At 38.9% G+C, this 12,350-nt stretch carries 9 protein-coding genes and 2 rRNA genes; 10 read left to right on the top strand and 1 reads right to left on the bottom strand.

Going from position 1 to position 12,350, the window contains the following annotated elements:
• The 7 genes from ACIQXI_RS13485 to prfB all read left to right on the top strand — a co-directional run.
• A 23S ribosomal RNA gene (locus tag ACIQXI_RS13485) occupies positions 1-92 on the top strand; the annotation flags it as partial.
• 60 nt (positions 93-152) lie between these two features.
• Positions 153-268, top strand: a 5S ribosomal RNA gene (rrf, locus tag ACIQXI_RS13480).
• A gap of 335 nt (positions 269-603) precedes the next feature.
• Positions 604-756, top strand: coding sequence for a hypothetical protein (locus tag ACIQXI_RS13475; RefSeq protein WP_402925595.1), 153 nt, complete (start codon positions 604-606; stop codon positions 754-756).
• A 371-nt stretch (positions 757-1,127) separates the two neighbouring features.
• Entirely contained in the window at positions 1,128-3,641 is a 2,514-nt protein-coding gene (secA, locus tag ACIQXI_RS13470) for a preprotein translocase subunit SecA (protein WP_402925592.1), read from the top strand.
• Positions 3,642-4,004: 363 nt separating this feature from the next.
• Entirely contained in the window at positions 4,005-4,562 is a 558-nt protein-coding gene (locus ACIQXI_RS13465) for a competence protein ComK (protein WP_402925589.1), read from the top strand.
• 30 nt (positions 4,563-4,592) lie between these two features.
• Positions 4,593-4,766, top strand: a complete 174-nt coding sequence (locus ACIQXI_RS13460) for a DUF2197 domain-containing protein (protein WP_402925586.1) — start codon at positions 4,593-4,595, stop codon at positions 4,764-4,766.
• 174 nt (positions 4,767-4,940) lie between these two features.
• Positions 4,941-6,045, top strand: a protein-coding gene (gene prfB / locus ACIQXI_RS13455; RefSeq protein ID WP_402925583.1) for a peptide chain release factor 2 whose coding sequence is annotated in 2 segments (ribosomal slippage) — positions 4,941-5,015 and positions 5,017-6,045 — 1,104 coding nt in all. Because the reading frame shifts where the segments join, the coding sequence is not laid out codon by codon here.
• 118 nt (positions 6,046-6,163) lie between these two features.
• On the opposite strand, the gene ACIQXI_RS13450 is transcribed toward prfB, so the two are convergent.
• Positions 6,164-6,673 (bottom strand): competence protein ComK, encoded by a 510-nt coding sequence (locus ACIQXI_RS13450; RefSeq protein WP_402925580.1) that lies wholly within the window; start codon positions 6,671-6,673, stop codon positions 6,164-6,166.
• A gap of 228 nt (positions 6,674-6,901) precedes the next feature.
• On the opposite strand from ACIQXI_RS13450, the gene ACIQXI_RS13445 reads away from it, so the two are divergent.
• The 3 genes from ACIQXI_RS13445 to uvrA all read left to right on the top strand — a co-directional run bounded on the left by ACIQXI_RS13445 (position 6,902) and on the right by uvrA (position 12,307).
• Positions 6,902-7,144, top strand: coding sequence for an IDEAL domain-containing protein (locus ACIQXI_RS13445; protein ID WP_402925577.1), 243 nt, complete (start codon positions 6,902-6,904; stop codon positions 7,142-7,144).
• 311 nt (positions 7,145-7,455) lie between these two features.
• Positions 7,456-9,435, top strand: coding sequence for an excinuclease ABC subunit UvrB (uvrB, locus tag ACIQXI_RS13440; protein WP_402925574.1), 1,980 nt, complete (start codon positions 7,456-7,458; stop codon positions 9,433-9,435).
• 7 nt (positions 9,436-9,442) lie between these two features.
• Positions 9,443-12,307, top strand: a complete 2,865-nt coding sequence (gene uvrA, locus ACIQXI_RS13435; protein WP_402925573.1) for an excinuclease ABC subunit UvrA — start codon at positions 9,443-9,445, stop codon at positions 12,305-12,307.
• The last annotated feature ends 43 nt before the right edge of the window (positions 12,308-12,350 follow it).

Raw genomic sequence — 12,350 nt, 5'->3', positions numbered from 1 at the left:
ATCCCTCAAAGACGATGAGGTAGATAGGTTCGAGGTGGAAGTGTGGTGACACATGGAGCTGACGAATACTAATCGATCGAGGACTTAACCAAAAAGTTTGAAACATTCAATGAACCGTTTATCCAGTTTTGAAAGAACAATTCTTTCATATGTCTAGTGATGATGGCAAAGAGGTCACACCCGTTCCCATACCGAACACGGAAGTTAAGCTCTTTAGCGCCGATGGTAGTTGGGGGCTTCCCCCTGTGAGAGTAGGACGTCGCTAGGCAATCTTAGCAGGCCGAGGATTTAATTCCTCGGCTTTTTTGCATGTTTTAAAATGTAGTTGCTGTGCAGTGAAATCCAAATAACTAAAATATACGCGGCATAAACTTACGTGTGTTCTTGTGGACAGGACTATAGAAGAGGACAATTAAGCTATAATTAATCTATTACATGCATCCACGATCGTGATAGTCAGAGTCCTTTACAGTGCTGTTTGTCTGGTATTAAATAGTATATAAAGGAAGGCTATTATTCTTCCTTATTGAGCTATATGACCTTGTATATTGGCGCAATCAACAACTATTATAATAGAATGACTCTTCAGAAGGAGGAGATATTATGAAATTAAGTAGACTATTGCTACTGATTTTTGTGGTTATCGCCCTAATGATTTTCATTGCACTTTTTGTCTTTTGGAATAATTCAAAGGAGAAAAATGAAGTTTTTTACAACATCTCTACCATGAACATTGTTATTGATAAATATAACTAAAGGTAAAAATATCAATAAGCCCTTTCAAAATTTCGTAATTGAAGTGCAATATTTTGTAAATGTTCATTGGGAAACGGACTCTAATGATATAAATATACAAGATAAAACGGCATTATTGCTCCATAAGCTTAAACATCAAAATGGTCTCGATATTTGCTATGTTATAGTGCTTTCAATGTTTTCCAAGACAGTCAATAAGCTAAGCCGCTCGCCTTTCGAGTGGCTTTTTCTTTGCATATAAGGAAGAATTAGGTCGCAAAATGAACTTATTTTGCGATGTTTCGTTCCATGCTATAGGACACAGTTTGCATGAAACTGTTACACAATGGTAAAATGAAATTTGAGACTCGTATAGGAAGTGAAAAATATTCATGGCAAACCTATTAAATAAATTATTTGATTTCAATAAACGTGAGTTAAAAAAATTAGAAAAAATCGCTGACCAAGTTGAGGGATTCGCTTCTCAAATGGAACAGCTTTCAGATGAGCAACTTCAAGCGAAGACAGAAGAATTTAAAAAACGTTATGCAGATGGCGAAAAATTAGATTCTATTCGTGCTGAAGCTTTTGCGGTTAGTCGTGAGGCGTCGAAACGTGTATTAGGGATGTATCCTTTCCGCGTGCAAATTATGGGTGCGGCTTCACTTGATGAAGGTAATATTTCAGAGATGAAAACCGGTGAAGGTAAAACGTTAACAGCGACGATGGCTGTTTATTTAAATGCGATTACTGGTAAAGGCGTGCACGTTGTAACGGTCAATGAATATTTGGCTAGTCGTGATGCTGCTGAAATGGGAGAACTGTATAATTTCTTAGGCCTTTCAGTTGGTTTAAACTTAAACAGCTTATCAAAAGAAGAGAAGCGTGCGGCATATGAAGCGGATATTACGTATAGCACAAACAATGAATTAGGGTTTGACTATTTACGTGATAATATGGTGCTTTATAAAGAAGAGCGTGTTCAACGTCCACTTCATTATGCTGTCATCGATGAAGTAGACTCGATTTTAATTGATGAGGCGCGTACACCATTAATTATCTCTGGTCAGGCTGGCAAGTCAGCACAGCTGTACAAGCAGTCGAATGCTTTTGTCCGCATGTTAAGTGCGGAAACAGATTACACATATGAAGAATCAACAAAAGGTGTTACGTTAACGGATGCCGGTGTAGAAAAAGCTGAAAAAGCATTCGGAATCGACAACTTGTTCGATTTAACACATGTTCGTTTAAATCATGCCATTAACCAATCGTTGAAGGCACATGTAAGTATGCATAATGATGTAGACTACGTTGTGCAAGAAGGCGAAATTGTCATCGTCGATGGCTTTACAGGTCGTTTAATGAAGGGGCGCCGTTATTCTGATGGTCTTCACCAAGCTATTGAAGCGAAAGAAGGCGTTGAAATTCAAAATGAATCGATGACAATGGCTACGATTACGTTCCAAAACTACTTCCGTATGTACCAAAAGCTTGCAGGTATGACAGGTACAGCGAAAACAGAGGAAGAAGAGTTCCGCAATATTTACAACATGAGCGTTATTGCAATTCCAACGAATAAGCCGATTGCTCGTGATGACCGTCCAGATTTAATTTTTGCTTCGATGGAAGGCAAATATAAAGCGGTAGCAGCTGATATAGCTGAGCGTCATAAGGCAGGCCAACCAGTACTTGTAGGGACAGTTGCGATTGAAACATCTGAAATTATTTCGCAATTGCTTGATAAACATAAGATCCCACATAATGTACTGAATGCGAAAAACCATGAACGTGAAGCGGAAATTATCGCGAATGCCGGTTCTAAAGGTGCAGTTACAATTGCTACAAACATGGCTGGTCGTGGTACCGACATTAAACCTGGCGAAGGCGTATTAGAAATTGGCGGTTTAGCGGTAATTGGTACAGAACGTCATGAATCACGTCGTATCGATAATCAGCTACGTGGTCGTTCTGGGCGTCAGGGGAATCCAGGGGTTACTCAATTCTATCTGTCACTTGAAGATGATCTAATGCGTCGTTTTGGCTCTGACAATATGAAATCGATGATGATGCGACTTGGAATGGACGATTCACAACCATTGCAATCGAAAGTTGTCTCAAGAGCGGTAGAGTCAGCGCAAAAACGTGTTGAAGGGAATAACTTTGATGCCCGTAAACGCTTATTACAATATGATGATGTTTTACGTCAGCAACGTGAGATTATTTACAAAGAGCGTTATGACGTTTTAGAAACAGAAAATATGCGTGAGCTTGTAGAGTCGATGATTCAAGAAACAATCGATAATATTGTCGGTCTTTACACACAAGGCGATCAGCCCAATGACTGGAACTTAAAAGCGATTGAGGACTTTGTTGCGGCTAATCTTTTAGAAGAAGGCACATTAAAAGTTGCGGATTTCCAAGGTAAATCTGCTGAAGAAATTAATACACTTATTTCTGATGCTGTACATCAACGCTATGATGAAAAAGAAGCTGAGCTTACACCAGAGCGTATGCGTGAGTTTGAAAAAGTTATTTTACTGCGTTCAATTGATACGAAGTGGATCGATCATATCGATGCAATGGATCAATTACGACAAGGGATTCATTTACGTGCCTATGGTCAAAATGATCCTCTGCGTGAATATCAACAAGAAGGTTTCGCAATGTTTGAGGATATGGTCGCTTCCATTCGTGAAGATGTAGCGAAATATGCTATGAAGGCAGAAATTCGCAGCAACTTAGAACGTGAAGAAGTTGCCAAAGGTCAAGCTGTCAATCCGAAAGAGGATGGATCTCCTGCGCCTAAAAAACAACCTGTTCGTAAAGCTGAGAATATTGGTCGTAATGATTTATGTCCATGTGGTAGCGGTAAGAAATTTAAAAACTGTCACGGTGCAGGTCAATAAGTGCGTAATAAAGAAAGATCAATTCAACGACAAGTTGAGTTGGTCTTTTTTATTGTTATCTAGAAAAAGCGGATCATATATCTGAATTAATAGACAATAGATAATCAAGGGTATACAATAATTGTAACAATAGGTATTTAGTTCAATGAAAGTAATGAATATAGCAGATTAAATATATAGTCAGTCACTTCCATATGAATTTACTTTCTTTGACAAAAGGGGAGGTGAATGAATTTATGCGATAGTTGAACAACTTCTCGAGTTTTGTATGATTGCTAAACATGCTCGAGGAAGTACATAAAGTGGACCAATATACATGTACATTCCTTTTTTAATTCACATAATATAAAGGAGGAGTAATCATTGCATTATAATTGTCAAGACATTATGAGTAGTGAAACAATGTTGTATATGCCTGAGTATGATGCCTTTGGAAATTTATGTACACGCGTAATTGAAAGGGACTATCAATATATCTCCAAATTATCTCCTACGAGACTAATGGATTTTAATCTCCGCTATTTCGGTTCAAGCTTACGAGGGGCCTTTGATGGGTCGAAAATGATTTTAGGTAAGCTCAATAAAAACCCAATTGTTGTTCATGAACGGTTTAATATTTTGTGGTTTCCAAGTAAGTCGCCACTGCATCCAGAGTGTATGTGGTTTGCAGTTCATCATATAGATGATTATATAGCAGTCGGTAAAAAGGAGACGAAGGTTGTCTTTATGAACGGACAAGAAATGATTGTGGATGTTAGTCCGAAAGCGTTTGAATACCGTATTCAACGGGCTTTTTTATTAAAATATAAGCTTGAGAAGCGCACGAAACATTTACTTGTGCAGCTAGATCGTGTCAAAGTATTTCAACGAATGGCGCGACGTTCTAAGTTAGAAGATGAGATGACAAAGGATGAGCGTTAGAAAATAATAAATGCTTAGGGGTGTAAGCTGATGATTTATTATGAAACGACTTGTATTTGCTGTAAGAGACAATTTAAGCTTTTAGAGGGAACGAGAAAATACCAGCTTTATAAAGTAAATCGACAAAGACGATTAACATGTGAGCATTGTGATCAAAAAATCCATGCTGAAGCTCGGAAAAGTTTACTTAGTAAGCTCAATTAGGGAGATTTGAACATAGAGAGTGGTACAGACTAAAATAGTTTGTACTACTCTTTTTTTGTTTGGTCCTATTTAACCTGTGTTGAAAAAAGTATGTTTTCCGCTTTAAAAACGCTATAATAGAATAATACGGATTTTACTTGTACTATCCATAAAAAATGTTCGGAGGATTTAACAATGATTGAATTAGCAGATGTACGTAACGTTTTAGACACTACAGCCAATAAGTTGGCGGACTTTAGGGGGTCTCTTTGACTTAGAAAACAAAGAGGCACGTATTCAAGAATTAGATGAAATGATGTTAGAGCCAGGCTTCTGGGACGATCAACAAGGAGCACAAGTTATCATTAACGAAGGTAATGGCTTGAAGGCAATCGTCAATGAATACAAAGAGTTAGTGGATACACATGAAAACTTAGATATGACACTTGAGTTATTGCGCGAGGAGCCAGATGAGGAATTACAAGAAGAGCTAGGCAATGAGCTAGCAGAATTCCAACAAAAAATGGGTGACTTTGAGCTGCAATTACTATTAAGTGGACCATATGATCACAACAATGCCATTTTAGAGCTTCACCCAGGTGCTGGTGGTACGGAGTCTCAAGACTGGGGTTCTATGCTGCTTCGAATGTATACACGTTGGGCAGAAAAACGCGGCTTTAAAGTAGAAACAGTCGATTATTTACCTGGTGATGAAGCGGGTATTAAATCTGTCACATTATCGATTAAAGGGCATAATGCGTACGGTTATTTACAGGCTGAAAAAGGTGTACACCGTTTAGTACGTATTTCACCGTTTGACTCTTCGGGTCGCCGTCATACATCATTCGTGTCATGTGATGTCATGCCTGAATTCGATGACAATATCGAGGTAGAAATTCGTACAGAAGATTTAAAAATTGATACGTACCGTGCAACAGGTGCTGGTGGTCAGCATATTAATACGACGGATTCAGCTGTTCGTATTACGCACATTCCAACTGGTACTGTCGTACAATGTCAGGCGGAGCGTTCACAAATTAAAAACCGTGAAAAAGCAATGACAATGTTAAAAGGGAAGTTATATCAATTAGAAATTGATAAACAGCAAGCACAACTTGATGAGATTCGCGGTGAGCAAAAGGAAATTGGTTGGGGTTCACAAATTCGCTCATATGTTTTCCATCCATATTCTATGGTGAAAGACCACCGTACAAGTGAAGAAACAGGAAATGTAGGCGCAGTAATGGACGGAGATATCGATCCATTTATTAATGCCTATTTACGTTCTAAAATCGGATAACAATGACAACCTCAGAGGAAGCAAGCCTCTGAGGTTTTTTAGTGCCATTTTAGTGCCAGGCACGCAAACAGTTCTGAATATTTCCGGTGCCAGGCACACAAACAATTCTTACACAATTTTAAAATGGGGGATGATATGGGGCATCGTGGCGAAGTTGTTTACGTTCCTCCATAAAATGTTTGTATAGCATGGAAGCATTCACAAATTGTTTACTAATGGAGTTGTATGTAATCGGTAACTCAATTTCCATCGCATTTTTCAATGTAATCATGCAGCCTTCATTACTTGGACAAATATTTGAAATGGCATGAAGGCCAATCCAAATATTATGGATAGAAGCTGGTGAATAAGTCGGTAAAAAGATACAAGGAAAGCCATAATCATAAGCGACGACGATTGGGAGTTTGTGTTGATTGCCAAAAAAGCGCTTCGAAGAATATTTTGCTGCTTCATAAGTGGTGCCCATTGAGATGCACGATTTTCGTAACACATGTAAAGGTCTACGTGTAACAATTAGCTCGTTATGTTTGTCGATAACGTGAGTAAAAATTTTTGATTCATGTTGAATCGGTTGCAATAAATAAGTATTGAAAGACATTAAATAACCATTCACATAATTTGGTGACATATGTAAACGCCTCCTTTTGACTTTGATTACTTGTAGTGTAAAGGACTAAAACAAAATCTAAAAACATAGATAAAAATCGAAAAGTTATAGATATTTCATAGTAATTGCTAAGAAATTTGCTCGAAATTACGTTTTAATTCTCCTAAATAATAGAGGATTTTCATTTGTTAAGCGTTGCATTTTAATCTAAATTTTCTTATAATTTAGAAAAGGATCGAGGTGAGATCGTTGGATAAATATTATTCGTACACAGATTTTCTAAAAGCCGTTGGACAGTCAAAAAAGGTTGATGAGGCAGAGAAATTATTGAACGAGATTTATTTAGATTTATTTTTAAATCGTATCCAGCGTATGCATCGTGAAGAAAAGCTAATGGTTCTAATAGATAGAACACTCGATGAACGAGATAAAAAAGCTTTTCACATATACGCATCTGAACTAGAGGCCTTACACAAAGTAGCAAGTGAATAATAGGATAAGCCCGCTCTCCCATGCAGGAGAGCGGATTTTTTTTGCTAAACAATAGTCTGCTATGGGTGTGCACGCTAGAAGGAAATTGCCTAATGAACAACGTATAACTGCAAAATCTTTTATTTTTCTAGAATTCTATGATTAAAGAAAGGGTATATATCAAATCATGGGTATAAGTGGTGTATAGGAAAGATGTCCATTTCTGATCATCTAAATGAAAAATAACAAACATTCGTTCGGAAATATTCGATATTTTATTACTGCTATGCTAAAATATATGTACAAATTGGAAGGAAAGGACGGGGACATGCGTGCAAACATTTGATTTACAGGCGCCTTATCAGCCTAATGGGGATCAGCCACAGGCGATTGCGGAATTAGTGGAGGGTGTGCGTGAAGGGAAACGACATCAAACATTGCTTGGCGCAACAGGGACGGGCAAAACTTTTACGATTTCCAATGTTATTCAGCAAGTCAAAAAACCAACACTGATTATGGCTCATAATAAAACATTAGCGGGTCAATTATATAGTGAGTTCAAAGAGTTCTTCCCAAATAATGCGGTTGAATATTTTGTTAGCTACTATGATTACTTTCAGCCAGAAGCGTATGTTCCGCAAACAGATACGTATATCGAAAAAGATTCAAGCATTAATGATGAAATCGACAAACTGCGTCACTCAGCCACATCGGCACTGTTTGAGCGTGATGATGTCATTATTATTGCATCAGTGTCCTGCATATACGGTTTAGGTTCTCCGGAAGAATATCGAGAATTGGTTGTATCGATTCGCACAGGCATGGAAATTGAACGCAATCAATTATTACGAAAATTAGTAGATGTGCAATATGAGCGCAATGATGTCAGCTTTACACGCGGGACGTTCCGTGTGCGTGGAGATGTTGTGGAAATATTCCCAGCCTCTCGTGATGAGCATTGCGTACGTGTCGAATTTTTCGGAGATGAGATTGATCGTATACGAGAAGTTGATGCATTAACGGGCGAAATATTGGCAGATCGTGATCATGTAGCCATTTTCCCGGCATCTCACTTCGTTACACGAGAAGAAAAAATGTTAAAAGCAATTGATAATATTGAACAAGAATTAGAACAACGCCTTGCATTATTGCGTTCAGAGGATAAGTTATTGGAAGCACAACGCTTAGAGCAGCGTACACGTTATGATTTAGAAATGATGCGTGAAATGGGCTTTTGCTCGGGTATCGAAAACTACTCACGCCATTTAACATTACGTGAAGCGGGAGCAACCCCGTATACATTGCTTGATTACTTCCCAGAAGACTTTCTACTAGTGGTCGATGAAAGCCATGTCACATTACCTCAAGTGCGAGGCATGTACAATGGGGACCAAGCGCGGAAAGGTGTGCTAGTAGAGCACGGTTTCCGTTTGCCTTCAGCATTAGACAATCGTCCGTTACGTTTTGAGGAATTTGAACGCCACATTCATCAAGCGATTTATGTATCGGCTACGCCTGGTCCATATGAACTTGAACATACGCCGGAAATGGTGGAACAAATTATTCGTCCGACAGGGTTGCTGGATCCATTAATAGATGTGCGGCCAATTGAAGGGCAAATTGATAATCTGATTGATGAGATTCATGATCGTATAGCGCGCAATGAGCGTGTACTTGTCACAACATTGACGAAAAAAATGTCGGAAGATTTATCTGCTTATTTGAAGGAAATGGGCTTAAAAGTGGAATACTTACATTCAGAGATTAAGACATTGGAGCGTATTGAAATTATTCGCGAACTTCGTAAAGGTACATATGATGTACTGATTGGCATTAATTTATTGCGTGAAGGTTTAGATATTCCTGAAGTGTCTCTTGTGGCGATATTAGATGCGGATAAGGAAGGTTTCTTACGTTCAGAGCGTTCTCTTATTCAAACAATTGGTCGTGCGGCACGTAATGCTAATGGACATGTCATTATGTATGCAGATAATATGACCGATTCGATGAAAAAAGCCATTGAAGAAACGAAACGTCGCCGATCCATACAAATGGCGTACAACGAAGAACATGGTATTACACCGCAAACGATTGTTAAAAAGATTCCGGATGTTATTCGTGCAACACAGGTAGCAGAGGAAGAGGAATCTTATGTTACAAAGGCGACGAAAGGCAAGAAGTTAACAAAAGCAGAAAAAGAAAAATTACTCGCGTCTCTTGAAGTAGAGATGAAAGAAGCGGCAAAAGCACTCGATTTCGAACGTGCAGCTGAGCTTCGCGATACAATATTTGAATTGAAAGCAGAAGGGTGATTGGCTTGTGAAAAATACAGAAATCGTCGTGCAAGGCGCACGTGCACATAATTTAAAAAATATCAATGTCACAATTCCACGTGATCAATTAGTCGTGTTAACAGGCTTATCGGGATCAGGGAAATCTTCATTAGCGTTTGATACGATTTATGCTGAAGGGCAACGCCGCTATGTCGAATCATTGTCGGCTTATGCACGCCAATTCCTTGGTCAAATGGATAAACCGGATGTAGACGCCATCGAGGGGCTATCGCCAGCCATTTCTATTGATCAAAAAACGACGAGCCGTAATCCGCGCTCAACTGTTGGAACAGTAACAGAAATCTATGACTATTTACGTTTACTATTTGCCCGAATTGGCAAGCCAATTTGTCCTAATCACGGCATTGAAATTACGTCTCAAACGATTGAGCAAATGGTAGACCGTTTATTAGTTTATCCAGAACGTACGAAAATGCAATTACTAGCACCGATGATTTCGGGGCGTAAAGGTACACATGTAAAATTACTGGAGGATTTGAAAAAACAAGGCTTTGTTCGTGTACGTATCGATGGAGAATTACGCGATTTAGATGATGCCATTGATCTTGATAAAAATAAAAAACACTCAATCGAAGTGGTTGTCGATCGTGTAGTTGTGAAAGAAGGTATTGCAGCTCGTCTAAGTGATTCGTTAGAAACAGCTTTGCGATTGGCAGAAGGACGTGTCCTTGTCGATGTGATGGAACATGAAGAATTACTCTTTAGCGAGCATCATGCTTGCCCATTATGTGGATTTTCAATAGGTGAGCTTGAGCCACGAATGTTCTCCTTTAACAGTCCATTCGGTGCTTGTACAAGCTGTGATGGTTTAGGTACGACACAGGAGGTTGACCTTGAACTGATTGTGCCTGATTGGGATCGCTCATTATTAGAGCATGCCATTGCGCCATGGGAGCCTACAAGCTCGCAATATTATCCACAATTATTAAAGGCTGTATGTGATCATTACGATATTCCAATGGACGTACCAGTTAAAGATTTACCTAAAGATAAGATGGATAAAATTTTATTTGGCTCAGGCAAAGATAAAATTCATTTCCATTATGAAAATGAATTTGGTAATGTCCGAGATCAGATGATTGAGTTTGAAGGTGTTGTGCATAATGTAGAACGTCGATTTAAAGAAACAACGTCTGATTATGTACGAGAGCAAATGGAGAAATATATGGCGCAGCAAGCTTGCCCTTCTTGTAAAGGTTATCGACTAAAAACCGAAACATTAGCTGTCAAAATTGCAGACAAGCATATTGGGCAAGTAACAGAGTACTCGATTCAGGATGCAGATACGTTTTTCAAAGAGCTGGATTTGTCTGAAAAGGATATGCAAATCGCCAAGCTTGTCTTACGTGAAATAGAAGAGCGTCTCGGCTTTTTAGTCAATGTCGGTTTAGATTATTTAACCTTAAATCGTGCGGCGGGCACACTTTCAGGTGGTGAAGCGCAACGTATTCGTCTTGCCACGCAAATTGGCTCACGCTTAACAGGTGTGCTTTATATTTTAGACGAGCCATCAATCGGCCTCCATCAGCGTGATAATGATCGTCTTATTAGTACACTGCAAAATATGCGTGATATTGGTAACACATTAATTGTTGTAGAACATGATGAGGACACGATGCTAGCGGCAGATTATCTTATTGATGTTGGACCAGGTGCTGGTGTGCATGGTGGTCAAATTGTTGCGGCAGGTACGCCACAGGAAGTAATGGATAATCCTAAGTCGTTAACAGGTCAATATTTAAGCGGTAAGAAATTTATCCCGTTACCAATTGAGCGTCGTAAACCAGATGGTCGTAAGCTATCGATTTTAGGTGCGAAAGAAAATAACTTACAAAATGTAAAAGTAGATGTGCCATTGGGTTTATTTGTAGCAGTAACAGGTGTTTCAGGCTCTGGTAAATCGACATTAATCAATGAGATTTTATATAAATCATTAGCACAAAAACTTAATCGTTCAAAGGTAAAACCAGGGGCACATAAAGAAGTCACAGGGTTGGATGAATTAGAAAAAGTGATTGATATTGACCAATCGCCAATTGGTAGAACACCGCGCTCCAATCCAGCAACCTATACAGGGGTGTTTGATGATATTCGCGATGTTTTCGCAACGACAAATGAAGCGAAAGTCCGTGGTTATAAAAAAGGACGTTTTAGCTTTAATGTAAAAGGCGGCCGCTGTGAGGCATGTCGTGGCGACGGTATTATTAAAATCGAAATGCATTTCCTACCAGATGTTTATGTGCCATGTGAAGTTTGTCATGGTAAACGGTATAATCGTGAAACGCTTGAAGTAAAATATAAAGATAAAAGTATTGCCGATATTTTAGATATGACAATTGAAAATGCTGTTGTGTTCTTTGAAAATATTCCTAAAATCCAACGTAAATTGCAGACGATTGTTGATGTTGGTTTAGGCTATATGAAATTAGGGCAACCTGCGACAACCCTTTCTGGCGGTGAGGCACAGCGGGTAAAATTGGCTTCAGAATTACATCGTCGCTCAACAGGTAAGTCATTTTACATTTTAGATGAACCGACAACTGGTTTACATGCAGATGATATTGCACGACTTCTACTTGTGTTACAACGCCTTGTTGAAAATGGTGATTCAGTGCTCGTCATTGAACATAATTTAGATGTTATTAAAACGGCTGACTACATTATAGACTTGGGTCCTGAAGGTGGCGACAAAGGCGGGACAATTGTTGCGACAGGTACGCCAGAAGAAGTAGTGGAAGTAGCTGGCTCTTATACGGGCAAATATTTAAAACCGATTTTAACACGTGATCGTATGCGTATGGATGCTGCTTTAGCAGAAGCATCTAAATAATTTACATCAAAAAATCTGCATGTTTCCGTGGGAAGACATAAAC

Source organism: Lysinibacillus sp. NPDC097195, assembly GCF_044762075.1.
Classification (GTDB): Bacteria; Bacillota; Bacilli; order Bacillales_A; family Planococcaceae; genus Lysinibacillus.
The sequence above is the reverse complement of the archived record's forward strand: the minus strand, read 5'-3'. Positions and strand labels throughout refer to the sequence as shown.